Here is a 22,527-nt window from a genome sequence, read left to right as displayed (position 1 = left end):
GGGCAGGGACGACCGGACGGTCCGATATCCGCCAGCACTCCGGCAAGATGCGCTGTCAGCGGTGTCTTTTGCCGCTGACAGGGGCGCAATTGAGGGTAGAATATCCTCTTTCACATTCGAAAGATACGATGCCATAAATCACGGATCGAACGGCCGTCCGGCGTTGCGAAAGGATGGGACGCGCGGTTCTGGCGGCAAACGTTCTAAAGCTTGAGCCAGACGCGCGGGTTTTCGTGCGACTGTATCTTGATCCATTTCAGATCGACAGCTTTCCACGGCTTGACGACATTGGTGCGGTTGTCCAGCACCAGATCACCCTGTGTCGTGCTGACAACCAGAACCGCATGGCCGATACCGTTCGGGGTGCGGGCTGTGGCGATGCGCAGCGCGCCCGATGGCCAGCCGGCCCGCAAAAGGCGCTGCCGCTTGGTCACCGCGTAGTCGTCGCAGTCACCGCTTGCCGGGTTCAGCTTCCACTCGTCCTCTCCGGCCGTTTCGCTGACATAGGCGATTGCCGTATTGATTTCCGCGTTGATGCGCTGGAGTTCCGTGCGCTTCTGTTTCGTCAGCTCGACCGTGTCGCGATCGCCGATCCGGACGCACTGGTCGGCGGCGTTGTCGCAGAATTTTGCGAAGGCGATGGGCGCGATGGTCGGACGGCTCGTTGTCATGAACTGGCCGGGCCGTGATGTGGTCGGGTTCTTGGCAAGGCCCCCAAGCTGGACAGCCGGTGCCGTTGTCGCGATGCTTGCCGCCATGCCGACGGCGACTGCCAAAGTCTTGACCAGACGGCTTTTTTCCTTCGCCATGTCTCTGCCCCTGCACAGTTGTTTTCCCTGTGCCTGAACATAACGGCCCTTTGTTGCAGGCCGTTTAAGTCGATAGATTGCTTTTTAGTGAAATCGAATTTTGTTGCCGTCCGGCAAAGCCGGCGTCATGGGGGCATGGCGTCAGTTACAGCGGGTTCTGCCCTCGGCGTCGACAAGGCATGTCTGCCGCGGCGCAGTGCTTCTGAATTCGCGCCGTGTATCGGATGAGGAGCGGCGGCTTGCCGGCGGACGATCATAATTGCGTTCGATTTCGAAATTGCGCCCGCCGATTGTGCCCTGCGCACCGCCGCGTCCATCCGGCGTGACTTCGAAATTCTGATATTGCTGCGCATGGGCCGGCACGGCCAGACTTGTCGCAGCGGCAAGCAGACCCGTCACCAGACAAGCCCGCAGAGCTTTCGGCAGATGCCTGTGCGAGACCATGCGCATTCCTCCCGCCGGGGGGCGATCAATGTGCGTTCCGGTCGGGAGAAAATGCTCTCCCGTCAGCGCGGCTATCATATCATCGATGGCGTAACGAGCGTGAGCCCGTTTTTCCCGACCGCCCGTGCGCGAATCACCGGCAATGCCGCCGCCATGCGAAGGCCGGTGGTTTGTCTTTCTCCCACGCGTCCGGAACATAAAAGGGCCTTTTTCCCGCCGAAAAATTAAGCTCTTATCCGCTGCATTTATAGGCTTCACAATCCTGTAACAACGGACCTAATATACAAGTGCAGATGCCGAATCGCTCAGGAGAAGCCCTTGACGATTGCAGTTTCACCACAGGCCCTGCCGGCGCTCGTTCTGAACGCAGACTATAGGCCACTGAGTTATTATCCCTTGTCGTTATGGTCCTGGCAGGACGCGATCAAGGCTGTCTTTCTAGACCGTGTGAACATCATCGCAGAGTATGATCACGCGGTGTCGTCCCCCAGCTTTTCCATGCGGCTGCCGAGCGTCGTCAGCCTCAAGACCTATGTGCAGCCCACCCGCAATCCCGCCTTTACCCGCTTCAACGTTTTCCTTCGGGACAAGTTCGAATGCCAGTATTGCGGCTCGCGGGACGATCTGACCTTCGACCACGTGGTTCCGCGCGCGCATGGCGGTGAAACCACATGGCACAATGTCGTGGCGGCGTGCTCGCCCTGCAACCTCAAAAAAGGCAGCAAGCTTCCCAGGCAGGCGGGCATGTTCCCGGCGCAGAAGCCCTTCCAGCCAACGGTTCAGGATCTGCACAATAATGGACGGTTGTTCCCGCCCAACTATCTGCACGAAAGCTGGATGGACTATCTTTACTGGGACACCGAGCTGCAGCCCTGATCATTCAGGACTGCAACGTGGTTTTCCGCTTACCGGCTTTTACGGCTCGCGCCAAAAAAGGCGATGGCCGCAAGTGCAATGCTTGCGATGACGTTCCAGCCTGCGAAGGAAAGGCCAAGCACCCGAAGGGCGGCGTCATTGCAGGACGGTGCCTTGATGGCATTGAGATTGCCCAGGAGATCGCCGGCATTGGTGGTGATGGAAGGCGCGCCGGTGGCGCAGGTGATCGGACCTTCCCAGAATCCCCATTCCACGCCGGCGTGATAGACGCCGAGCCCGGCGCCGATCAGCATCGCAACGCCAATGAGGGCAAGAAGCAGCCGTGTGATCTGAACCGGCAGTTTGAAGATGCTGGTCGCAATGGCCAATATGCCCAGCGGAATGGCGTAATAATAGGGATCGCGCTGCAAAAGGCACAGGGCGCAGGGCGTGTAACCGCCAATATGCTGGAAACCGAGGGCGGAGCCGACGGTGAGGATCATTCCCGCCGTTACCGCAAGAGCGGCGAGCGTGCGGCTGTTATCGGCAGTGGTCGCATTGGCCATGTAGATTTCCCCAAACTTCGCGAAGAAGCAGATATCCCGAACGGGCTTTCAAAAAGGCGGGCGTGATGGCGAAATTAAGTCGCCGGTGTCAGTGGATGTTACGGGATTCGTCTAATCCAGTCCTTTGCATCTGGCAAATGAAAGCCTGGTAAGAAATGGAAGCGGATGCGCAAGCTTTCGTGAGGTTGCGCGCGGCTATGCCTGACACCAGCGGCGCTCTGGAAAGCCTCGGATGACACGAGGAAGGTCGATGTGGTTTTGGAAATGGTACCCCAAGCCGGGATCGAACCAGCACTCCTTTCGGAACCGCATTTTGAGTGCGGCGCGTCTACCAATTCCGCCATTGGGGCAACGGTGGTAATGCCACGGCGTCTATCACGTGCAAGACCATGCGTGCAACCCCAAAAGCTCGAAATTTGGCTTGTGGGACGGCAATGTCTGCGCGCCTGACCGGGCGAAATCACCATGGCCGTTTGCTGGGACATCGGTGATCCTGCCGTGCTTAGCCGTGCGGTGAGGCGAGGGCGAGCCTGCTGTCATCTTCGGGCATGGAGCCGGTCATTTCCCACCAGTCGCCGAGTGCATCGATCAGGGGGACGAGACTGCTGCCGGCAGGCGTCAGGTCATATTCCACCCGCAACGGGTAGCCCTGAAACTCTGTCCGGTGAACGATGCCGGCGTCTTCCAGTTTGCGCAACTCCAGAGCAAGCATCTTGTGCGAGATGGCGGGATTGTCCCTGCGCAAATCGCTGAAGCGCTTTGTGCCATCCTTCAGATAATAGAGCAGGAGCGTCGGCCAGCGGCCACTCAGCACCTGCATGACCTCCTCGATCGGGCAGCGGGATACAAGGTCTTTCATCGGCGTCTCGTGGTTACAAAAAGGTTCGTAATTTACTTGGCGCCGTCTGGCGATAAGTTCAACCCGCTGCGCAGCATCCTCGAAAACTGAGAGTATGAACTATGGAACCGATTTTACTTTATGGCTTCCCGGCGGGAAGCTCGGTGGGGCTTGTCGCAGCGCTCGAATGGCTTGGCAAACCATACAGGCTTTGCCGGGTGGATATGCTCGGCGAGATGCGGGAGCAATCTTACACCCGGATCAACCGGCGGGTCGAAACCCCGGTCCTCGTCACGGACAGGGGTGAGGTTTTGACCGAGACGATGGCGATCGTTGCCTGGCTGGAGGCGCGTGACACCGCCCGGCGCATCAGCTTCGATCCCCAGTCGCGTGAAGCCGACCTCATGCACCAGTTCATGGCGTTCATAAACACCGGCTTCACCGGCGCATTCGCCCCTTTGTGGGTTGCTCTGGAGATGGCTCCTCCGAACCCTCCGCTGCAATCGGCTCTTCGGGAGTTCGGCATGGCTGCGGTCATCAACCGGCACGATCGACTTGAGGAAATGCTTGGCGATACACGGTTCGCGATCGGCGATCGACCGAGCTTTGCGGACGGAATTCTGGCCGGTGTCGCCCGGTGGCTGGATATTCATGATGTGGCTGACGCCAGCCGGTGGCCCAGACTTGCCGCCCTGCGCAAGCGTCTCGAGGCTGACCCTGCCATTGTTTACGCGATGGCTCTGGAGCGTGGTGAACAGGTTCAAGGCAACGGCGCCTGCGAGGGCCACGTTGATCTCGCGACGGTTATCGACCGTTTCGGCGGCTAGGATGAGGAGGCGTGGGTGGCTCAGTCACCCGCGCCTGTCCCGCAATAATACACTTTCGGTTGAACTATTTTGATAATTTTAGATATCTCTAATAAATTAGTGTGTACGCAATTGCTAATTGAAATTACAATGCGCGTGTGGGTCTCCACGCGGGGCGGGAAAAGCCAAAACTCATAGGGAGGAAATTATGAGGGCGCTTTCTCGCAATTTATTATTGTCTGCCTGCCTGGTTCTGCCGATCAACGCACATGCGCTGGATATCGGGATCGGCGGCGAAAACGGGGTCAATGCCAGTGTGGGTGGTAATGGCAGCGGCGGGCTCGGTGTCGATGCCTCCGTTGGCGGCAGCAGTGGCGTTAATGCAAGTGCCGACGTTGGCGGTAGAAGCGGTGGCGGATTGGGTGCGGATGTCAACGCGTCCGTTGGTGGCAGCAATGGCGTCAATGCGGATGTCAATACATCCGTCGGCGGCTCAAGCGGCGTCAGCGCCGGCGTTAATGCCTCGGTTGGCGGTTCCAGCGGGATCAACGCCAATGTCGGGGCCAATGTGGGCGGTTCGAGCGGCGTAGGCCTTGGTGTCGGCGTCGGTATCGGCGGTTCGGGCTCGACCGGCACTCCTGGAAATCCGGGAGGCCCGGGAAGCCCGTCCAATCCCGGCAATCCGGGCACGATGTCGCCCGGGGCCATGCGCAACGCCATTCAGGCCTATAACGACATGTCGCGCACCGAGCAGATCAGGCTCGTCCGCCGTTGCGCCGATATTCTGAGCGGCGGATATGATGCGGCACTGACGCAATTGTGCAAGATGATCAGGACGGCTTCACGCTGACGCCGGACTGGCCATGACAGTCATCCGAAGGGCGTCCTGGCGTCCTTCGGATCAATTGCCCTTGCGTCCGAAGGACAGGATTTTCTGCCGCAGGCTGCGGGCGAGATTGCGGGTGTTGCGGTACATATCCACCTGCGTGGAAACCTGCCGCACGTCACGGTCGCTGTTCTGTGTCAGCCCGACGACCAACGTGCCCATTTCCTGCCGTTCCCGCCAGAAGCGGCTCATGATCGGGTGGTCGGGCACCGCACAGCTGTCGCTGCGCAGAATATTGGCGTCGTCGAGATGCCAGTCGGTCAGTTTCTGCACCAGCAACTTGCCGGGTGAAAACTGCGCATAGGTTTCGTCAAAGGCTGTTTTCCACGTATAGGCCTCGCCGGCCGTCATGAAGACGATCATGGATGCGATCGCGCTGCCGTTGAGATCGATGGTGTGGATACGCACGGCATCCGCCTCGGCCAGATTGGTGATCGCTTCGCGGGCGAAGGCGGCGCGGTAGCGGTCATTGACCAGTGCGGTGCGCTTGCGGCCTTTCCAGCCGCTGGCCTCCAGCGCCAGGAACTCCTCCATGCGGTAACGTATGTCCTTGGGCTGCCGGGTCACGGTGTAGGAGACTGGCCCGAGCTTTTCGAGCTGCCGCCACTGCCGGCGCATTTCGCGCAGATGATGCGGCGCAAGCGAACTGCGCAGATACGCCTCGCCGTCCAGAAGGCTTTCCAGCATCGGCCGGTGATAATTGCCCGTGGTCGTCAGCGGTAGGTTGCGGCTGAGGGCTATGGCCCTGAACATGCGGGCAAAAGGCCCTTCCAGCCGCACATCCGGCAGCACAAGGACATTCGGCAGGCGCATGTCCCGATCGGAGAGCGCGTCGAAAAGATTGTCGAGCGTTTCGGCGGCACCCTCGGTATCGACCAGCGGTGTGCCGAGCGGACCGAAAGGATTGGCCCAGACGCGCAGAATGGAAGGCCCGATGGAAAAACCCGGCTTTTCGACGGTAAAGGGCATGAGAAAGCGCATGCGGCTTCTGGCGCCGTTTTCATCGCGGATGAGGGCGAAGCGCACGGATTTGTCGTCGATACGCGGCATGGCCGGCGCAAGCAGCCGGCCGGTGAAGAAGACGTTCGCCTCCATGACGCGGTTGGACAGGAAGTCCAGTTCCTCCTGCATGTCGTAACCCAGCTGACCGGGATAGACGCAGAATTCGCGGCCTTCGCGGCCCACGCGCCGGCTGCTGTCCGCAACGGGACGATCACGCTCCGCAGACGCCATCAGCGCCGCGATGCGCGGGTCCTGAAAATCCGGATTCTTTGGATCGCTGGACATGCTTATCGTTACACCGCCTTCCCAGTGTCTTGACCCGCCCGGGGATCGTTGAAGGCAAAAAGGACGATCCCGAGTGTGCGGCGAATGGCAACATGCAATAACACAGCTTCTATGCACATGGCTATTGCGACCGCTGCCGCAGCCCCCGCCAGACCATAGACCGGAATGAGCGCCATGTTGAGTGCAATGTTGCAACCAAAGATGATAATATAAAGAGCGACGCACAATTTTTGTTTGCCGGCCATATTCAGCAGCGTTTCCCCCGGCCCGATCAGCGCTTTTGCGAGGAAGCCGGCAAAGAGGAAGAACATCAGCTCGTAACCCTGAACGAAGCCGGGGCCGAATAACGACAGCAGGAAAGGGCCGGCCAGAAGCACGACACTGCCGACCGCGAGCGACGGCCAGAAGGCCCAGCGCGCCGCCTGGCTGGCGAAACCGGCGAGCCCCTGCCTGTCATTGGCGGAAATCAGGGCGGCCAGACGCGGGGCCGCCGCCGCCTGCACGGAGAAAAACACGAATTGCATCAGCACGATGGTTTTTGCCGCTGCGAAATAAATGCCGACCTGATCCGGCGGCAGATAAAGACCGACGATCACCACGTCGGAATTGGTCATCAGAAAACCGATGCCGTCGATCAGGAAAACCGGAAAGGCGAATTTCATCCAGTGACCGAAATGGACCCGGCGGGCAACGCTGCGGAAATTGCGGTTAAGCCGCCGGTTGAGGAAGGCAAAGTGGAACAGCGTGGTGACATAGGTGGCGAGAAGGGCGGTGAGCATCGCCGTCGTCGCGGTTTTTTCGGCTCCCAGCAGGATCGCAACCAGCATGAACAGCAATATCAGCACCGGGCGGACGATATAGGTGGGGCTGAGGGCCGAGATCGCCCAGCCATTGGCACGCGCGGTGCCGTTCAGCACATCGCCAAGCGCGACCATTGGCAGGGTGAAAAGCGCAAGCGAGACGGGAATGAGGTAATAGGCGGCGATGCGCTCGCCAAAGAAATACAGGAAGACAAAACCGCACAGCGCCAGCGTGCTGGCGGACAGCATGGCGAAGATGCGCGCCGTCGAAGTCAGCCCCATGATCTTGTCATGGGCCTCCTCAAGTCGGTAGCCGGGCAAGAAACGGATGACGGTGGTATGGAAACCGAGACAGGACAGGTTGCCGAACAGGATCACCAGAACCCAGACGAAGGCGAAGAGACCGTATTCGAATTCACCCATCAGGCGGGCGAGGATGATCTGGGAGATAAAGGCGATGCCGGCGCTGACGATGCGCACCGCAAAGGCGACCAGCGCCATGCGCTGTGCGCGGGAAACATCGTCCCTCGCCGAGACGAGGACGGCGATTTTCGCTCCCAGCGGCGAAAGCTTCGCGCGCAGGCCTGCGGGTAAGGCTTTTTCCGCCGTGTTGAGGATAGCCATGATCCACACGCCATCATTTCCAATTGAGTAGGCGAGCCGATTGTAAGCGCTTTATCCTTAACGAAGGGTTTGGGAGGCGGCGGGGCCTGTCCCGATGCCGTTTGCCGCCCGTGGTTTGCGAATGCCGTTGAAAAGAAAAAGCGCAAGCGGACTGCGGCGTATCGCCTGGTGCAGCAGGTAGGCCGTAAAGGTGGTCATGGTGACGATGATGGCGAACTCGAGGATGGGCGGCAGCGAGACGAGGATGAAAAGCGTGCCGAAGGCGTAGATCAGCGGGTGATGAAGCAGGTAGATGGTGAAGGAGGCATCCGTCATGCGTCCGGCCAGCCGGCTCGGCCTGTCGAAATAGCGGCAGGCGATGTCGATCAAAAGGCGGCTCGCCGCCACGGCCGCAATCGCCGAAACCAGCACCAGCATGGCCGAATTGGTGAAGGGATTTTGCAGCCGCAACGTCACCGCCGTTGCGATAGTGCCGAATGCGACGACACCGGTGAAAGGGCCTGTCTGGCGAAAACGGTGAAACAGGGCACGGTCGCGGTTCAGCAATGCCCCGATGAGAAAGAACGGCAGGTAACGCGCATAGGGATCGGAGGCGCGTTCATAAAGGAGGAAAACGCCGTTTCCGGTTTTTCCCGCAAGCAGGCCGGAAGCATAAACCGCCAGTTCCCACAAAACGGGCAGGGCGCACAGCACGGCGAAAAACAGGGCCGGACGGCGTGCCAGCAGCCTGCCGAACCAATCTCTTGCAGATATAAATGGCGGGCGTTCGGCGATAAACAGCAAACCCGCCAACAGCACCGAATAGGCGATGAGGGCCGGCAGGAACCACAGATGCATGATCCATTGCTCGCTGGGGCGCAGCAGGCCCGGCAGGTTTTGCGTGAGCTGGGCGGCGGGGATGTCGCCTTTGGCGATGCCGGCCAGCTGCAGCAGGAAAAGTTGCAGCGGCCCGAGTATCAGCACGGCTATGACGAAGGGCAGCCCGAGGCGCACGAACCGCTGCCTGAGCCACGGCGCCTTGCCCTTCTTGCCGATGACCATGCCGGAAAAATAACCGGCCACCAGAAAGAATGCCGGCATGCGGAAGGTCGCGAGTGCCGCGCCAAGTACCGTCAGGATCGGGCTGGTTTCAAAATCCTTGATATCCCACGGCAGGGCGTGGCTGTAGAGCAGGGAGGCGTGATAGGGAATGCCGAGCAGCATGAGAAGAGCCCGCAACGGGTCCCAATAATGCTCGTAATCTGATTTTCCCTGCTGCATTTCCCCCTCGCGTCGCAAACGCGATCACGCGTGATCTGCGATAGCCGCCACGACTATTAGTGGAAAATGCTAATAAACCCTTCATGCGCCGGATGGCGTGGGCGGCGCTTTTTTCTTCGGCAGAAGATCGAGCACCAGCGTGCAGCCGAAAATGATGACGCCGGCGCCAAAAAGCTGGGGAAGCGACAGGGGCTCGTCCAGCACAAGTGCGCCGACAAGCACAGCCACAACGGTGACGGCGAATTCCACGCTGATCGTCTTCGTCGCGCCGATGGTGGAAACCAGCCGGAAATAGGTGATGTAGGTGAGGCCGCTCATGACCACCGCCTGTATCAGAAGATATCCGTAGTCGATGAGGGCGGGCGTTCCCGGCAGTGGTACGGCCAGAAGAAGCGGCAGGGTCATCAGGCCGCCGGTCAGAAAGGAAGCGATGGTGATTTCCCAGGACCCGACGCCTTTGAGGTAGCGGCTGGCATAATTGCTGCCATAGGCCGCACAGATGCAGGCGGCGACACAGGCGGCGCAACCGATGATGAAGTCGGGTGTGACGGGAACGGCCGGGAAGCCGACGAGGAGGACGATGCCGCCGAAGCCGATGACGAGGCCGGCAATTCCCTGCCGGGTCAGCCGCTCGAGCCCCCATATCTGCGAGATGAGCATGGAAAAAAGCGGGATTGTCGCCACCAGAATGGCGGCCATGGCGGTGCCGACCAGCGGTGTTCCGTAGGAAAGGCCGATCAGCTGACCGGCGACGGTTGTTGCGCCGACGACCGCGAAACTGCGCCAGCGCGCGGAAAATGCAAGCTTGCGGCGTGCGGCCCGCGCGATGAGAAAGAGGGTGACGGCGGTGACGAGCGACCGAAGCGTGACTGCGCCAATCCAGCCGAAGGCGGCGACGACGTGCAGAAGCAGCAGGAAAGACATCCCCCACGCGAGCGCGAGAAAAATATAGGCGGCGAGATCGCGAGGAGCCATGAGAGCATTTCCAGTAAAAGGGCGCAGGGTTTCACGTCCGGAAATGCGCAGAACAAAATCGCGAGCGCGTCCGACGCTTCCATCTGAACCGGATGCGCTCATCTGAGCATCTTCCGGAAGATGATCAGGCTCCCATATGGAAAGTGCGGATACCCGTCAACAGCAATGAGCGGCGGCAAAGAAAATCGCCCGCAACACGGGGTTACGGGCGATTATTATCGGAAGCGGGTCTGGGTTTACGCCTGTTCGTAAACGCCGTGGCAGTGCTTGTATTTCTTGCCGGAGCCACAGGGGCACATTTCGTTGCGCCCGATACGGCCCCAGGTGGCGGGGTTGTTCGGATCGCGCTCCTCGGCGGGCACGAAAGCGGCCGGAATGCCCTGTGACATCTCGTCTTCGCCGGTGACGGGATCGAGATGATGGGCGGTCATTTCCGGCAGTTCCGGCTGCTGCGGTTCCTGCTGCACCAGTTCCACGCGCATCAGCTGGGCGGTGACTGCCTCGCGCAGATTGGCGAGCAGCGCCTGGAACAGCTCGAAGGCTTCCGCCTTGTATTCCTGCAGCGGATCGCGCTGGGCGTAACCACGGAAACCGACGACGGAACGAAGGTGATCGAGATTGACGATATGTTCGCGCCACAGATGGTCGATCGTCTGGAGAATGACCGAGCGTTCCACATAGGTCATGATCTCGGGGCCGAAACGCTCCGCGCGCTCGGCGGCATATTTGTCGGCGGCTTCGGTAACGCGCTGAAGAATGTCGTCCTCGGCGATGCCTTCTTCCTTTGCCCATTCCTCTACCGGCAGGTCGAGGTTCAGGAACTGGGCGATACCCGCCTTCAGGCCGGCAAGATCCCACTGTTCGGCATAGGCATTTTCCGGAACATGCTTGGTGACGAGCGTTTCGATGACTTCATTGCGCATGTCGGCTGCGGTTTCGCCGATATTGTCGGCTTCCATCAGCTCGAGGCGCTGATCGAAGATCACCTTGCGCTGGTCGTTCAGCACGTCGTCATATTTCAGAAGGTTCTTACGGGTTTCGAAGTTGCGGGCTTCGACCTTCTTCTGGGCGCGTTCCAGCGCCTTGTTGATCCACGGATGGACGATGGCTTCGCCTTCCTTCAGGCCGAGCTTCTGCAGCATCGAGTCCATGCGCTCGGAACCGAAGATACGCATCAGGTCATCCTGAAGCGACAGGTAGAATTTCGAGCGGCCGGGGTCGCCCTGACGGCCGGAACGACCGCGCAGCTGGTTGTCGATACGGCGGCTTTCGTGGCGCTCGGTGGCGATGACGTAAAGACCGCCGGCGGCGAGCGCCTTTTCCTTCAGCACCTTGATTTCAGCGCGAATGGCTTCTTCCTTCGCGTCGCGTTCGGCACCCGGCTCCATGCCTTCCAGTTCGCGCTCGAGACGCATGTCGACGTTGCCGCCGAGCTGGATGTCGGTGCCGCGGCCGGCCATGTTGGTGGCGATGGTGACGGCGCCGGGAACGCCGGCCTGCGAAACGATATAGGCTTCCTGCTCGTGGTAACGGGCGTTCAGAACCTGGAAGTCGGTAAAGCCGGACTGGCGCAGCATATTCGCCAGAAGCTCGGATTTTTCGATCGATGTCGTGCCGACCAGAACCGGCTGGCCACGCTCATGCGCCGCCTTGATCTCGGTGATGATCGCCAGGAATTTCTCTTCGCCGGTGCGATAGACCTCGTCGTCCTCGTCGATACGCTGGATCGGCAGGTTGGTCGGCACTTCGATGACGTCGAGGCCATAGATATTGCCGAATTCTTCCGCTTCCGTCGCGGCCGTACCGGTCATGCCGGCGAGCTTCGTATACATGCGGAAGTAGTTCTGGAAGGTGACGGAGGAAAGCGTCTGGTTTTCCGGCTGGATCTGCACCTTTTCCTTGGCTTCCAGAGCCTGGTGCTGGCCTTCGGAGTAACGGCGGCCCGGCATCATGCGGCCGGTGAATTCGTCGATGATGACGATTTCGTCGTTGCGGACGATGTAGTCCTTGTCGCGGGTGAAGAGCTTGTGGGCCTTCAGCGCATTGTTGATGTGATGGACGATGGCGACGTTTTCGACGTCATAAAGCGATTCGCCCTTCAAGAGGCCCGCCTGCCGCAGCAGGTTCTCGAGCTTCTCGGTGCCGTCTTCGGAGAAGTTGGCCGAGCGCTGCTTTTCATCGATTTCGTAATCTTCCGGCGTCAGCAGCGGAATGAAGGCATCGATGGTGTTGTAGAGATCGGAACGGTCGTCCAGCGGGCCGGAAATGATGAGCGGCGTGCGTGCCTCGTCGACCAGGATCGAGTCGACTTCGTCGACGATCGCGTAGTTGTGGCCACGCTGCACCATCTGGGCGCGGTCGTATTTCATGTTGTCGCGCAGATAATCGAAGCCGAGTTCGTTATTCGTCGCGTAGGTAATGTCGCAGGCATAGGCCTCGCGGCGCTGGTCGTCGTCCAGCCCGTGGACGATGACGCCGGTCGTCAGGCCGAGGAAGCCATAGAGCCTGCTCATCGTGGCCGCGTCGCGCTTGGCGAGATAGTCGTTGACGGTAACGACATGCACGCCCTTGCCGGCCAGCGCGTTGAGGTAGACCGCAAGGGTCGCCACCAGCGTCTTGCCTTCACCGGTCTTCATTTCGGCGATGGCGCCGCCATGCAGAATCATGCCGCCGGTCAGCTGCACGTCGAAGGGGCGCATGTGCAGAACGCGGCGCGAGGCTTCGCGGGCGACGGCGAAAGCCGGGATCAGCAGGTCGTCCAGCGTCTTGCCATCGGCAAGCTGCTGGCGGAATTCCGCCGTCTTGGCCGCCAGCGCTTCGTTGGAAAGTGCCTTGGTGGCCTCTTCCAGCGCATTGATGGCTGCGATCTTGCTTTTATAGGAGCGGACGCGGCGATCATTTGCCGAACCGAACAACTTGCGGGCTATTCCGCCGAGACTGACCATCTTACTGGCCCTTTCTGAAATTCCGTTTTCGCGGGCGCTTTTCTCCGTCATGCCGATTTCAGCAACAAATGACGGACTTCGCCCTTCAACGTATCTGGACGCGAGGTTGCGTGACAGATAAGAGGGGGGGCAAATGATGTCAACGGTTCTGCCCGTTACAGAATGGCCACAATCCGGTGTTTGGAAGTTTTTTCAGAGCCGGAAACCATGTCTGGAGCCGGCATTGTCCCCGAAAGGTTCAAAATGTTGCGCTATAATAAAATTGCGGCTGCGGTGATTGTGGCCACGCTCGGCCTTCAGTTTCCGGCTTTCGCGCAGGAAGACAAGGTTGTCGCCAAGGTTGGCGATCTGGAAATCCACCAGTCCGAACTCGACCTCGCCATGGGCAACCTCGACCCGCAGCTCGCGCAGCTGCCTGACGAGCAGAAGAAGGTCGCGGCCCTTTCCGGCGCCATCGACGTCAAGCTTCTGGTGAAGAACGCGACCGCCGAAGGTCTGGAAAAGACTGAAGATTTCAAGAAGCGCATGGATTTCATCCAGGACCGCGAGCTGCACAACGCCTATTTCCGCAAGCATGTGGTCGACGCCGTTACCGCTGACGAAGTAAAGGCCCGCTACGACAAGGAAGTCGCAGCCCTGCCGCAGGAAGAGGAAATCAAGGCCGCGCATATTCTCGTCGCCAGCGAGGACGAAGCCAAGGACATCATCAAGCAGCTTGATTCGGGCAAGGATTTCGCCGCACTCGCCAAGGAAAAATCGACCGATTCCAACAAGGACGACGGCGGTGATCTTGGCTGGTTCGGCAAGGGCCGCATGGTGCCGGAATTCGAGGAAGCCGCTTTCGGCCTCGAAAAGGGCGCCTACACCAAGACCCCGGTAAAGACCCAGTTCGGCTTCCACGTCATCAAGCTGGAAGACAAGCGCATCGCCCCGCCGCCGGCTTTCGAGCAGGTTGAGCCGCAGGTTCGTCAGCTTGTCATGCGTGACAAGTACGTTGACCTCATCGAGAAGGCAAAGGCTGACCAGAAGATCGAAATCATGGATGAGACGCTGAAGAAGGGCTACGACGAAGCCACGAAGGAACAGCAGGCTCAGCAGCCGCAGCAGTAAGAATTCATGCTACGGGGCGGCTATGGGCCGCCCCGTTTCATCTCAGGCACTTTCATACCCTCCGTTTCCAGAATTTCAGGCGCTTTTCCATGTCCGTTGCCGTTTCTCCGCTTGCTCCGAAATCCTATCCCGACATGCCTGCGCTGCGCGGTGTTCGCATGGCGACGGCCGCCGCCGGCATCAAGTACAAGAACCGCACGGACGTTCTCCTGATGGTGTTCGACAAGCCGGCAAGCGTGGCCGGTGTTTTCACCAGATCGAAATGCCCTTCCGCCCCGGTTGATTTCTGCCGCGCCAATCTCGGCGGCGGTGTGGCCCGTGCCGTGGTGGTCAATTCCGGCAATGCCAACGCCTTCACCGGCGTCAAGGGCAAGGCCGCGACCGAGTTGACGGCGAAATCCGCCGCCGCTGCCGTCGGCTGCTCCGAAGGCGAGGTCTTCCTGGCATCGACCGGCGTGATCGGCGAGCCGCTGGATGCGACGAAATTTGCCGGTGTTCTCGGCGACATGAACGTCAGGGCAGAGGCCGATTTCTGGCAGGAAGCCGCCAAGGCGATCATGACGACCGACACCTATCCCAAGGTTTCGACCCGCACCGCCGAGATCGGCGGCGTAATCGTCACGATCAACGGCATCTCCAAGGGCGCCGGCATGATTGCGCCCGATATGGCGACGATGCTCTCCTTTGTGGTGACGGATGCCGATATCGAGCCTGCCGCCCTGCAATCCCTGCTTTCTGCCGGTGTCGGTCCGACGTTTAATTCCGTGACGGTCGACAGCGATACCTCCACCTCCGATACGCTGATGCTGTTTGCCACGGGTGCAGCGGCCGAAGACGGTCAGGTGAAGGTGACGAGCGCCGATGATGAGCGCCTGGCCGGCTTTCGTGCCGCACTGAACGATCTCCTGAAGGATCTGGCGCTGCAGGTGGTTCGTGACGGCGAGGGCGCGCGCAAGATGGTGGAAGTCACCGTAACGGGCGCGGAAAACGATGCCGCCGCCAAGAAGATTGCCCTTTCCATCGCCAATTCGCCGCTGGTGAAGACCGCAGTTGCCGGCGAAGACGCCAATTGGGGCCGCGTCGTCATGGCTGTCGGCAAATCCGGTGAGATGGCCGACCGCGACCGCCTCGCCATCTGGTTCGGTGGCGTGCGCGTGGCCGTGAATGGCGAGCGCGACCCGGATTATTCGGAAGCGGAGACCAGCGCGGTGATGCGTCTCGAAGACATTCCGGTGAAGGTCGATATCGGTCTCGGGCAGGGCACGGCCACCGTCTGGACCTGTGATCTGACGAAGGAATATGTTGCGATCAACGGCGACTACCGGAGCTGACCGTTGGAGCCGAAGAGAATGCAGGACAACAAAGCCGTCAATCTGCCGCTGGTTCGCCGTCTGGAAGCCGTCAGCTTCCGGGCATGGCCTGCCTCGTCGGTAATTTATGACGGCAGCTGGCAAATCCGTCTCACGGGTTCGCATCCTTCCAAACGCATCAACTGCGTGGTGCCGCTCGATCCGTCCGATTACGGAAATTGTGCGGTGCGGCTGGAAAAGGCGCGCAAGCGTTTCGAGGATTTCGGCCGGCCTCTGGTGGTGCGCGAAACCACGCTGATGCCGCCGCAGCTTATGGACTTCCTGGCGGAAGATGGCTGGTCCGTGTTTGAAGAAGTCATGGTCATGACCGCTGATCTTTCCGGCATGGAACTGCCGGAAACGCTGGTCAGCCTGCCGAGCCACGATATCGGCCGTTTTGTCGAGGCGAGCATCAAGGTCAGCGATGGCGATCCGGCGTTGCGTCCGGCAATTGCGGAGATCGTCAGCTCCATCAAGCCATCGCTCGGCCTCTTCATCAATGAGGAGGTGGAAGGCAATCCGCTCGCGACCGTCATCTGCGTGCAGGATAATGACCTTGCTGGCATTCTCTCGCTTGACGTTGCCGCGTCGCAGCGAAAAAGGGGACTCGGCACGCAAATTCTGGCATCGGCGCTGCGCTGGGCGAGGATTAGCGGCGCCAAGAGCGCATGGCTGCAGGTGGACACCACCAATGCAGGTGCGATTGCGCTTTACGAGAAATTCGGCTTCACCGAGGCTTATCGTTACCGCTACTGGCGCAAGGGTGCTGAAGAATGAGTGAGGCGGGCAAAAAGATTCTGCTGGTCGCTGCCTGCGCGCTTCTCGATCAGGATGGCCGCATTCTTCTGGCGCAGCGGCCCGAGGGCAAGTCTCTCGCCGGCCTGTGGGAATTTCCCGGCGGCAAGGTGGAGCACGGTGAAACGCCGGAAGAGACCCTTGTCCGTGAACTGGACGAGGAACTGGGCATCAGGACCAAGGTTGCCTGCCTTGCGCCGCTGACCTTCGCCAGCCACACCTACGAGACCTTTCACCTGCTGATGCCGCTTTACGTGTGCCGTCGTTATGAAGGCATCGCGCATGGGCGGGAAGGACAGGCTCTGAAATGGGTGAAGCCGCAGGCTCTGCGCGATTATCCCATGCCGCCGGCCGATGAGCCGCTGATTCCGTTCCTGCAGGATCTGCTTTAGGACCACAGGGCCATCGGGATTGACGCGACAAGCACCGCCGGTCGGGCGATGCCGTTGTTTGATCACGGGTATCGCGCTTCCATTTGACGTTGTCTCCGGGCCTGTCCGAGGCACGATGAAGGCGGATTTCGGGGTGTGTCAGTGCGGCTGCACTGACTGGGCGACGGTGGTGGCTTGCCCTTTCCCGGTCTTCTTCCGTCACAGCTTCGTGAAAATGCCCTGCAGTATCCGCTTTGCCGTGCCAAAACGGGGCTATGTTAAGAGATCGTTCAGCACCCTCTGGCAGATTGTTAAGCTAAAGAAGCGGTAAACTGCGCGAGACGAGGTTGGTCATGAACGAGGATTTCTGGAAGACGGTGGAAGGTCGTCACTCTTATTCCGATAAATCCCGTCGCACCGGCGTTCTCAATGTCGCGCTGCTTTTCGGTACGGCCGTTATCGCGCTTTCCCTGATCGTGACCCCCATGCTTGCCGGAAAATCATCCACGCGCGTGGCGCAGTTTCCCGACAATTATGACATGATCAGCACCGGTTCGATCAAGAAGACCGACATGGGCAAGACCTATTCCATCCGCCGCAGCATTACCCAGCCGATGCCGGAAATGCCCTGTGTCGTGACCGGTTATAACAACGAGAGCGGTTGCTGATCGTTTACCATCATCGGTAACCGATTCCTTAGATTGGCTGCCTAAGATACAGTCGGTTTCAATAAAGCATAATGCCGGCTGGCGGATTGGGCATATCCTGTGCTGTATTCTTTTATTAATTTCTGCAGGAATGAAGACGGTGCCAGCGCAATTGAATATGGCCTGATCGTCGGCGTTATTTCCGTCGGACTTATTGGTGGCGCAAGCGCCATCAGCAGCAATATCAATGCCGTGTTCCAGTTCATCGCCGATACTTTCGCCAATTTTTAAGCCCGTTCGGCCGGCTGTTCAGGACAGTTTCACCTCGGTTGTCTTCAGCGCATCCGCAAGGCGCATCTTGGCGGAGCCGGGTTTCAGCGGTTTCTGTTGGCTCTCATGTGGCGCCCAACCCGAGACATAGATGATGGAAAACGTCGCTCTTATCCGGCCATCGGGATCGGAATAACGCTCGGCGTAAAGCTCCGCTGCCCGCAGGAAAAAGCCGCGGTTGAGCGGCTTTCGGCTTCGGCTTGCCAAGGGATTGGCCATGCCCATGGCGCGCAGGTCGCGCATCAGCGGAAAGATCGAATCGTAACGCACCGTATAGGTCTCGGCATCGGTGACGGGCAGTGCGAAACCGGCCCGTTGCAAAAGCGCGCCGACATCGCGCACATCGGCGAAGGGAATGACACGCGGGCTTGCACCGCCCGTCAGTTCCGCCTCGGCGGTCAGCAAAACGTCGCGCAATTCCTGCAGGGTGCCGCTGCCGGGGATGGCGCCGAGGAAAAGGCCGTCCGGCTTCAATGCCCGCCGGATCTGGATCAGCGCACCGGGCGTGTCATTGGTCAGATGCAGGGCAAGCGGCGAAACGACAAGATTGGCGGAGGCTTCCTCCAGCGGCAGATGCTCCATGGAGGCCGCCTCGGGAATATTGCCATCAGTTGCAAAACAGCTTTCCGTTTCAATACGGCGAATGCCGTCGACTTTGCCCGTCTCCGCCAGCCGCCGGGCCGTGACGCCGGTTCCACCGTGCAGTTCGATCGCTGTCTCGAACCGGCGCTCGACGATGGCAAGCCTGTCAGCCAGCTCTTCGGCCGCCATGTCGAGAAGAAACAGGGCCTTGTCGTCGCGCCGGTTCCATGCCCGGTGACGGTTTTGTTCGATCAGGGCCTGGTCAAAGAGAATATCCATCGTCTTGCCTGCTCGGCCTCAGGCACCTGGGGCACAGGCGGGGCCGTATCGTTGCTGTCATGCCGCTTCGGGCATCGCGCCCTGTGTCGAACCGGAGCGTATCGCTCTCGCAAAGGCACCCGTTCGGCGCTAAAGTCAACCTCATGGGTGCTGGTGACGATCTGTTTTCGGAATTGCTGTCGAAATCCGCTGCCATGCCGGCTGCGGGCCGCGACATGTTGCGCTCGTTCTTCCGTCTCATCTATCCGCCGACCTGCGCGGGCTGCAATCGCATGACCGGCGGCGATGGGGCCCTGTGCCCCGGTTGCTGGCGGGATGTGGCCTTTATCGATCGCCCTTTCTGCGAGGTTCTTGGCACTCCCTTCGCGCGGGATCACGGTGAGGGAGCGGTAAGCGCCAGGGCCATTGCCGATCCGCCGCCGTTTGACCGCCTGCGCGCCGTCGCCTGCCATGAGGGCACTGCCCGCAAGCTGGTACACCGGCTGAAATATCAGGACCGCACCGATCTCGCCGGCTTGATAGCGTTATGGATGTTGCGGGCAAGTGACGGAACGGTCGACGCCTGCGATTGCATCGTGCCGGTTCCCCTGCATCGCCGCCGCTTCCTGCGCCGCCGGTTCAATCAGTCCGCCGAGCTGGCGCGGCATCTGGCGAGAGCCGCAGGCAAACCGCTGCTCGCCGGCACGCTGCTGCGCGTGAAGCCGACCGAACGGCAGGTGGGGCTCTCCGCGCCTGCCCGGCAGGACAATGTGCGGGGTGCTTTCTCCCTCGCGCCCGGTCGGGAGGCCGATGTTCATGGCAAGCGCGTGGTGCTGGTGGACGACGTCTACACCACCGGTGCGACGGTGGGTGCGGCAAGCCGCGCCCTGCGCAAGGCGGGTGCCGCGGATGTGACAGTTTTGACCTTTGCAATGGCCGTTTCCGGGCCTATATGAAGCCTGAATGACATGAGGAAACCGTGCGTCTGGTCGCACGTTTGCGAGGTTTTGAACAACATGGCACCGGTAGCGATCTATACGCGGGATTTTTGTGGTTATTGCGCGCGCGCCAAGGCGCTGCTGGACAGCAAGGGTGTGGATTATGCCGAATATAATTCCACCACGACGCCGGAATACCGGCAGGAAATGATCGAGAAGTCCGGCGGAACGACCTTCCCGCAAATCTTCATCAACGGCCAGCATGTCGGCGGTTGTGACGATCTGCATGCGCTGGAGCGCGCCGGCAAACTGGACGCCATGCTGGCTGCCTGACCGGGCCGATCGACGGAGGATGTGATGAGTTTCAAGGCTGCCGCCATCCAGATGCGTTCCGGGGTCGACCCGGTGAGAAACGCCGCCAATATGGAACGGCTGGTGCGCACCGCTGCGGCAGAGGGGGCTGTTTATGTGCAGACCCCGGAAATGACGGGCGCCATCCAGAAGGACAGGCAGGCGCTTCGTGCCCAGCTGCGCGACGACGATGGCGACATCATCGTTGCAACCGCTGCCCGTCTTGCCCGCGAACTCGGCATCCATGTCCATGTCGGCTCCACGGCCATTGCCCGCCCCGACGGCAAGATCGCCAATCGCGGCTTTCTCTTCGCGCCGGATGGCTCGCGCATCTGCAGCTATGACAAGATTCATATGTTCGATGTCGATCTCGACAATGGCGAAAGCTGGCGCGAAAGCGCTGCCTATGAGCCCGGCGAAGTGGCGCGTATCGCCGAACTTCCCTTGGCGAAATTCGGCTTCGCCATCTGCTATGACGTCCGTTTCCCGCAGCTTTTCCGGGCGGAAGCGTTGGCCGGTGCCGAAGTTCTGACGGTGCCCGCCGCTTTCACCCGCCAGACGGGGGAGGCCCATTGGGAAATCCTGCTGCGCGCCCGCGCCATTGAGAATGGCGCTTTTGTCATCGCCGCCGCACAGGGCGGGGTGCATGAGGACGGGCGCGAGACTTTCGGCCATTCCATCATCATCGACCCCTGGGGCAGGGTACTGGCCATTGCCGGAGGTACCGGGGAAGAGATCATTTTCGCCGAGATCGATACGTCGCTGGTTGCGGCCGCGCGCGGAAAAATTCCCAATCTGCGCAATGCCCGAGAATTCGGGCTGGATACGGTTGTTCCCCTGAAACCTGCCGGAGGTGAGGCGGCGTGATCCGTTATGCGCTGGCCTGCGAAAAGGGCCATGAGTTCGAAGGCTGGTTTGCCGGTAGCGACGATTTCGACAATCAGTTGCAGCGTGGCTTCCTGTCCTGCCCGGTCTGCAATTCCGTGCAGGTCTCCAAACTTCTGATGGCGCCTTCGGTGTCCACCGCCCGCAAGAAGGACGAACGCCAGACGCTCGCCATGGACACGGCGAAAAAGGAAGCGATTGCGAAAATCCGCGAGGCCGTCGCCAATATCCGCGCCAATGCCGAGGATGTCGGGGATAAATTCCCTGAAGAGGCCCGCAAGATCCATTATGGCGAGGCGGACGAGCGCGGCATCATCGGCAATGCCTCCGTGCAGGAAGCCAAGGCCCTGCTGGACGAGGGTATCGAAATCGCACCGCTGCCGTCATTGCCTGACGACATAAACTGAGTTTGCCAATGCGGGTAGCGATCTATAATTTCGGAATACAGATTGCCGCCTATGATGATCCCGCCGTTGCCGGATTTGCCCGGCGCGAACCTTTGAATTTCATGGCCGCCGAACGCTCGGAAGGTTTCATCGGCCGGTCCGGTTACGAAGGCGAACCCGGACCCGCAAGCTGGGGCGTGCAGGTCTTCCCACGTTTCCTGAAGGAAAACGGCGCGACAAGCGGTGTTTCGTCCTTTTCGCTCTGGCGCGATCTCGAATCGCTGATGGCGTATTCCTACTCCGGCGTGCATGCCGAGGCCCTGAAGCACGGACGCAACTGGAATACTCCACAGAAATGGCCGCCGCTCGTTCTATGGTGGGTGGATGCGGCGGATAATCCTCTCTGGACAGATGCCGTCAGAAGGTTCGAACATCTGCACGACCATGGCCCGTCGCCACAGGCGTTCAATTTCAAGCAGCCTTTCGCGGCGAACGGAACTCCGATTGAAATCGACCGGGCCGAAGTCTGGAAGATCGCCGCAAGAAATGCTGCCGGGCAAAGGGAGCTGTTGTCGGCGGTGCAGGCTATTCCAGTCTGAATGCCGACTTATGCCGGGCGTTTCGCCAGCATCATGTAATTGACGTCCATATCCGGCGAGAGATTCCAGCGATCCTGCAGCACGTTGTAGAAGACGCCGGTGCGGTGGATGATATCCATGCCGCTTGCCACCATCGGCCGCTCAAGCTCTTCCGGGCGGACCAGTTTCTCATACTGATGGGTGCCACGCGGCAGCCAGCGCAGCACGTTTTCGGCGGCGAAGATGGCCAGCGCCCGAGCCTTCAGCGTGCGGTTGATGGTGGCGGCGAACATCAGCCCGCCGGGGCGCACCATTTTCGCGCAGGTGGTGACGAAGAAATCGACATTGGCCACATGTTCCACCACCTCCATGTTGAGGATGACGTCGAAGGTTTCGCCCGCTTCCTGCAATTGTTCGGCGGTCACGGCGCGGTAGTCGACATTGACCCCGCTTTCGCGCGCATGGGTGGAGGCGATGCCGATGTTCTTTTCCGAGGGATCGGCGCCCACCACGGTGGCGCCCATGCGTGCCACGGGTTCGGAAAGAAGGCCGCCACCGCAGCCGATATCCAGCACGCGCAGCCCTTCCAGCGGGCGATGTGCTTTCGGGTCACGGCCGAAATTTTCGCAGACGCGGTTGCGGATATATTCGAGCCGCACGGGATTGAACTTGTGCAGCGGGCGGAACTTGCCTGTCGGGCTCCACCATTCCGCAGCCATCGCGGAGAAGCGATCCACTTCGCTCTGGTCGACGGTCGTCTGTGCGGTCTCGCTCATGGTTCTGCTCCATATTGCTGTTGCATTGAAGTCGGATGATTGCCCCCCGAAGTCAAGACCGAGGGCCGGTTCCGCA

25 protein-coding genes and 1 tRNA gene are annotated in these 22,527 nt (G+C 60.2%); 14 read left to right on the top strand and 12 right to left on the bottom strand.

What is annotated here, in order from left to right:
• Window positions 1-203 precede the first annotated feature (203 nt).
• Both JZX88_RS12240 and JZX88_RS12235 read right to left on the bottom strand, forming a co-directional pair.
• Window positions 204-809, bottom strand: coding sequence for a transglutaminase-like cysteine peptidase (locus JZX88_RS12240; RefSeq protein WP_206913749.1), 606 nt, complete (start codon window positions 807-809; stop codon window positions 204-206).
• 141 nt (window positions 810-950) lie between these two features.
• Window positions 951-1,253 (bottom strand): hypothetical protein, encoded by a 303-nt coding sequence (locus tag JZX88_RS12235; RefSeq protein WP_206913748.1) that lies wholly within the window; start codon window positions 1,251-1,253, stop codon window positions 951-953.
• A gap of 318 nt (window positions 1,254-1,571) precedes the next feature.
• Between JZX88_RS12235 and JZX88_RS12230 the strand changes: the two genes are divergently transcribed.
• Entirely contained in the window at window positions 1,572-2,129 is a 558-nt protein-coding gene (locus tag JZX88_RS12230; RefSeq protein WP_065118041.1) for an HNH endonuclease, read from the top strand.
• A gap of 29 nt (window positions 2,130-2,158) precedes the next feature.
• Here JZX88_RS12230 and JZX88_RS12225 read toward each other — a convergent pair whose 3' ends face one another.
• From JZX88_RS12225 to JZX88_RS12215, 3 genes are all read right to left on the bottom strand, one after another.
• On the bottom strand, window positions 2,159-2,674 hold the full coding sequence (locus tag JZX88_RS12225) for a disulfide bond formation protein B (RefSeq protein WP_065118042.1): 516 nt from the start codon (window positions 2,672-2,674) through the stop codon (window positions 2,159-2,161).
• A gap of 265 nt (window positions 2,675-2,939) precedes the next feature.
• Window positions 2,940-3,024, bottom strand: a tRNA-Leu gene (locus JZX88_RS12220).
• Window positions 3,025-3,176: 152 nt separating this feature from the next.
• Window positions 3,177-3,533, bottom strand: a complete 357-nt coding sequence (locus tag JZX88_RS12215) for a helix-turn-helix domain-containing protein (RefSeq protein WP_206913747.1) — start codon at window positions 3,531-3,533, stop codon at window positions 3,177-3,179.
• Window positions 3,534-3,634: 101 nt separating this feature from the next.
• Between JZX88_RS12215 and JZX88_RS12210 the strand changes: the two genes are divergently transcribed.
• Window positions 3,635-4,339 carry a glutathione S-transferase family protein gene (locus tag JZX88_RS12210; protein WP_206913746.1) on the top strand — a complete coding sequence of 235 codons (705 nt, stop codon included), beginning with the start codon at window positions 3,635-3,637 and terminating at the stop codon, window positions 4,337-4,339.
• Between the two features lie 187 nt (window positions 4,340-4,526).
• Window positions 4,527-5,168, top strand: a complete 642-nt coding sequence (gene uppQ / locus JZX88_RS12205) for a polysaccharide biosynthesis GNAT family N-acetyltransferase UppQ (protein WP_206913745.1) — start codon at window positions 4,527-4,529, stop codon at window positions 5,166-5,168.
• Window positions 5,169-5,219: 51 nt separating this feature from the next.
• Here uppQ and JZX88_RS12200 read toward each other — a convergent pair whose 3' ends face one another.
• The 5 genes from JZX88_RS12200 to secA all read right to left on the bottom strand — a co-directional run bounded on the left by JZX88_RS12200 (window position 5,220) and on the right by secA (window position 13,095).
• Window positions 5,220-6,491, bottom strand: coding sequence for a GNAT family N-acetyltransferase (locus tag JZX88_RS12200; RefSeq protein ID WP_065118046.1), 1,272 nt, complete (start codon window positions 6,489-6,491; stop codon window positions 5,220-5,222).
• Window positions 6,492-6,499: 8 nt separating this feature from the next.
• Window positions 6,500-7,915 carry a Wzx-type polysaccharide biosynthesis protein UppV gene (gene uppV / locus JZX88_RS12195; protein ID WP_206913744.1) on the bottom strand — a complete coding sequence of 472 codons (1,416 nt, stop codon included), beginning with the start codon at window positions 7,913-7,915 and terminating at the stop codon, window positions 6,500-6,502.
• Between the two features lie 57 nt (window positions 7,916-7,972).
• Window positions 7,973-9,175, bottom strand: coding sequence for an acyltransferase family protein (locus JZX88_RS12190; protein ID WP_206913743.1), 1,203 nt, complete (start codon window positions 9,173-9,175; stop codon window positions 7,973-7,975).
• Between the two features lie 81 nt (window positions 9,176-9,256).
• Entirely contained in the window at window positions 9,257-10,150 is an 894-nt protein-coding gene (locus tag JZX88_RS12185; RefSeq protein ID WP_065118127.1) for a DMT family transporter, read from the bottom strand.
• A 236-nt stretch (window positions 10,151-10,386) separates the two neighbouring features.
• Window positions 10,387-13,095 carry a preprotein translocase subunit SecA gene (gene secA / locus JZX88_RS12180; protein ID WP_065118128.1) on the bottom strand — a complete coding sequence of 903 codons (2,709 nt, stop codon included), beginning with the start codon at window positions 13,093-13,095 and terminating at the stop codon, window positions 10,387-10,389.
• Window positions 13,096-13,338: 243 nt separating this feature from the next.
• Here secA and JZX88_RS12175 point away from each other — a divergent pair, with 243 nt between their 5' ends.
• The 6 genes from JZX88_RS12175 (at window position 13,339) to JZX88_RS12150 (ending at window position 17,658) form a co-directional block, all read left to right on the top strand.
• Window positions 13,339-14,205, top strand: a complete 867-nt coding sequence (locus JZX88_RS12175; RefSeq protein WP_206913742.1) for a peptidylprolyl isomerase — start codon at window positions 13,339-13,341, stop codon at window positions 14,203-14,205.
• 89 nt (window positions 14,206-14,294) lie between these two features.
• Window positions 14,295-15,536, top strand: coding sequence for a bifunctional glutamate N-acetyltransferase/amino-acid acetyltransferase ArgJ (gene argJ, locus JZX88_RS12170; RefSeq protein WP_206913741.1), 1,242 nt, complete (start codon window positions 14,295-14,297; stop codon window positions 15,534-15,536).
• Between the two features lie 18 nt (window positions 15,537-15,554).
• Window positions 15,555-16,331 (top strand): N-acetyltransferase, encoded by a 777-nt coding sequence (locus JZX88_RS12165; protein ID WP_065118049.1) that lies wholly within the window; start codon window positions 15,555-15,557, stop codon window positions 16,329-16,331.
• Window positions 16,328-16,741: an 8-oxo-dGTP diphosphatase MutT gene (gene mutT, locus JZX88_RS12160; protein ID WP_065118050.1), complete on the top strand. Its 414-nt coding sequence runs from the start codon at window positions 16,328-16,330 to the stop codon at window positions 16,739-16,741. The genes JZX88_RS12165 and mutT overlap by 4 nt, the downstream gene beginning before the upstream one ends.
• 332 nt (window positions 16,742-17,073) lie before the next feature.
• Window positions 17,074-17,388: a hypothetical protein gene (locus tag JZX88_RS12155; RefSeq protein ID WP_065118051.1), complete on the top strand. Its 315-nt coding sequence runs from the start codon at window positions 17,074-17,076 to the stop codon at window positions 17,386-17,388.
• Between the two features lie 99 nt (window positions 17,389-17,487).
• Complete coding sequence (locus JZX88_RS12150; RefSeq protein WP_142856064.1) at window positions 17,488-17,658, top strand: Flp family type IVb pilin; 171 nt, start codon at window positions 17,488-17,490, stop codon at window positions 17,656-17,658.
• 18 nt (window positions 17,659-17,676) lie between these two features.
• On the opposite strand, the gene JZX88_RS12145 is transcribed toward JZX88_RS12150, so the two are convergent.
• Window positions 17,677-18,558, bottom strand: a complete 882-nt coding sequence (locus JZX88_RS12145; RefSeq protein ID WP_174031424.1) for a methyltransferase domain-containing protein — start codon at window positions 18,556-18,558, stop codon at window positions 17,677-17,679.
• A gap of 143 nt (window positions 18,559-18,701) precedes the next feature.
• Here JZX88_RS12145 and JZX88_RS12140 point away from each other — a divergent pair, with 143 nt between their 5' ends.
• From JZX88_RS12140 to JZX88_RS12120, 5 genes are read left to right on the top strand one after another with little or no spacing between them, the layout of a single operon-like run.
• A complete protein-coding gene (locus tag JZX88_RS12140; protein WP_206913740.1) occupies window positions 18,702-19,493 on the top strand; it encodes a ComF family protein in 792 nt (263 codons plus the stop codon).
• Between the two features lie 60 nt (window positions 19,494-19,553).
• The gene (grxC, locus tag JZX88_RS12135; protein ID WP_065118130.1) at window positions 19,554-19,808 is read left to right on the top strand and encodes a glutaredoxin 3; all 255 of its coding nucleotides are present in this window, start codon (window positions 19,554-19,556) and stop codon (window positions 19,806-19,808) included.
• Between the two features lie 24 nt (window positions 19,809-19,832).
• Window positions 19,833-20,693, top strand: a complete 861-nt coding sequence (locus JZX88_RS12130; protein WP_206913739.1) for a carbon-nitrogen hydrolase family protein — start codon at window positions 19,833-19,835, stop codon at window positions 20,691-20,693.
• Window positions 20,690-21,118 carry a DUF1178 family protein gene (locus JZX88_RS12125; RefSeq protein ID WP_046801875.1) on the top strand — a complete coding sequence of 143 codons (429 nt, stop codon included), beginning with the start codon at window positions 20,690-20,692 and terminating at the stop codon, window positions 21,116-21,118. The genes JZX88_RS12130 and JZX88_RS12125 overlap by 4 nt, the downstream gene beginning before the upstream one ends.
• Before the next feature lie 8 nt (window positions 21,119-21,126).
• Window positions 21,127-21,696 (top strand): DUF3291 domain-containing protein, encoded by a 570-nt coding sequence (locus tag JZX88_RS12120; RefSeq protein WP_206913738.1) that lies wholly within the window; start codon window positions 21,127-21,129, stop codon window positions 21,694-21,696.
• Between the two features lie 8 nt (window positions 21,697-21,704).
• On the opposite strand, the gene ubiG is transcribed toward JZX88_RS12120, so the two are convergent.
• Window positions 21,705-22,451: a bifunctional 2-polyprenyl-6-hydroxyphenol methylase/3-demethylubiquinol 3-O-methyltransferase UbiG gene (gene ubiG / locus JZX88_RS12115; protein ID WP_065118057.1), complete on the bottom strand. Its 747-nt coding sequence runs from the start codon at window positions 22,449-22,451 to the stop codon at window positions 21,705-21,707.
• Between the last annotated feature and the right edge of the window lie 76 nt (window positions 22,452-22,527).

Source organism: Agrobacterium sp. OT33, assembly GCF_017313365.1.
In the GTDB taxonomy this organism is placed as follows: domain Bacteria; phylum Pseudomonadota; class Alphaproteobacteria; order Rhizobiales; family Rhizobiaceae; genus Agrobacterium; species Agrobacterium rhizogenes_A.
Note: the sequence above shows the minus strand (reverse complement) of the source record. Positions and strands in the feature narration are given on the sequence as shown.

What these genes read in the sequence shown, in the direction of transcription:
- JZX88_RS12235 (WP_206913748.1), bottom strand. Translation starts at nt 1,253, where the DNA reads ATGGTCTCGCACAGGCATCTGCCGAAAGCTCTGCGGGCTTGTCTGGTG.
- JZX88_RS12145 (WP_174031424.1), bottom strand. Translation starts at nt 18,558, where the DNA reads ATGGATATTCTCTTTGACCAGGCCCTGATCGAACAAAACCGTCACCGG.
- JZX88_RS12225 (WP_065118042.1), bottom strand. Translation starts at nt 2,674, where the DNA reads ATGGCCAATGCGACCACTGCCGATAACAGCCGCACGCTCGCCGCTCTT.
- argJ (WP_206913741.1), top strand. Translation starts at nt 14,295, where the DNA reads ATGTCCGTTGCCGTTTCTCCGCTTGCTCCGAAATCCTATCCCGACATG.
- secA (WP_065118128.1), bottom strand. Translation starts at nt 13,095, where the DNA reads ATGGTCAGTCTCGGCGGAATAGCCCGCAAGTTGTTCGGTTCGGCAAAT.
- JZX88_RS12120 (WP_206913738.1), top strand. Translation starts at nt 21,127, where the DNA reads ATGCGGGTAGCGATCTATAATTTCGGAATACAGATTGCCGCCTATGAT.
- ubiG (WP_065118057.1), bottom strand. Translation starts at nt 22,451, where the DNA reads ATGAGCGAGACCGCACAGACGACCGTCGACCAGAGCGAAGTGGATCGC.
- JZX88_RS12140 (WP_206913740.1), top strand. Translation starts at nt 18,702, where the DNA reads ATGGGTGCTGGTGACGATCTGTTTTCGGAATTGCTGTCGAAATCCGCT.
- JZX88_RS12130 (WP_206913739.1), top strand. Translation starts at nt 19,833, where the DNA reads ATGAGTTTCAAGGCTGCCGCCATCCAGATGCGTTCCGGGGTCGACCCG.
- JZX88_RS12210 (WP_206913746.1), top strand. Translation starts at nt 3,635, where the DNA reads ATGGAACCGATTTTACTTTATGGCTTCCCGGCGGGAAGCTCGGTGGGG.
- JZX88_RS12240 (WP_206913749.1), bottom strand. Translation starts at nt 809, where the DNA reads ATGGCGAAGGAAAAAAGCCGTCTGGTCAAGACTTTGGCAGTCGCCGTC.
- JZX88_RS12175 (WP_206913742.1), top strand. Translation starts at nt 13,339, where the DNA reads ATGTTGCGCTATAATAAAATTGCGGCTGCGGTGATTGTGGCCACGCTC.
- JZX88_RS12190 (WP_206913743.1), bottom strand. Translation starts at nt 9,175, where the DNA reads ATGCAGCAGGGAAAATCAGATTACGAGCATTATTGGGACCCGTTGCGG.
- JZX88_RS12200 (WP_065118046.1), bottom strand. Translation starts at nt 6,491, where the DNA reads ATGTCCAGCGATCCAAAGAATCCGGATTTTCAGGACCCGCGCATCGCG.
- JZX88_RS12165 (WP_065118049.1), top strand. Translation starts at nt 15,555, where the DNA reads ATGCAGGACAACAAAGCCGTCAATCTGCCGCTGGTTCGCCGTCTGGAA.
- mutT (WP_065118050.1), top strand. Translation starts at nt 16,328, where the DNA reads ATGAGTGAGGCGGGCAAAAAGATTCTGCTGGTCGCTGCCTGCGCGCTT.
- JZX88_RS12215 (WP_206913747.1), bottom strand. Translation starts at nt 3,533, where the DNA reads ATGAAAGACCTTGTATCCCGCTGCCCGATCGAGGAGGTCATGCAGGTG.
- uppQ (WP_206913745.1), top strand. Translation starts at nt 4,527, where the DNA reads ATGAGGGCGCTTTCTCGCAATTTATTATTGTCTGCCTGCCTGGTTCTG.
- JZX88_RS12155 (WP_065118051.1), top strand. Translation starts at nt 17,074, where the DNA reads ATGAACGAGGATTTCTGGAAGACGGTGGAAGGTCGTCACTCTTATTCC.
- grxC (WP_065118130.1), top strand. Translation starts at nt 19,554, where the DNA reads ATGGCACCGGTAGCGATCTATACGCGGGATTTTTGTGGTTATTGCGCG.
- uppV (WP_206913744.1), bottom strand. Translation starts at nt 7,915, where the DNA reads ATGGCTATCCTCAACACGGCGGAAAAAGCCTTACCCGCAGGCCTGCGC.
- JZX88_RS12185 (WP_065118127.1), bottom strand. Translation starts at nt 10,150, where the DNA reads ATGGCTCCTCGCGATCTCGCCGCCTATATTTTTCTCGCGCTCGCGTGG.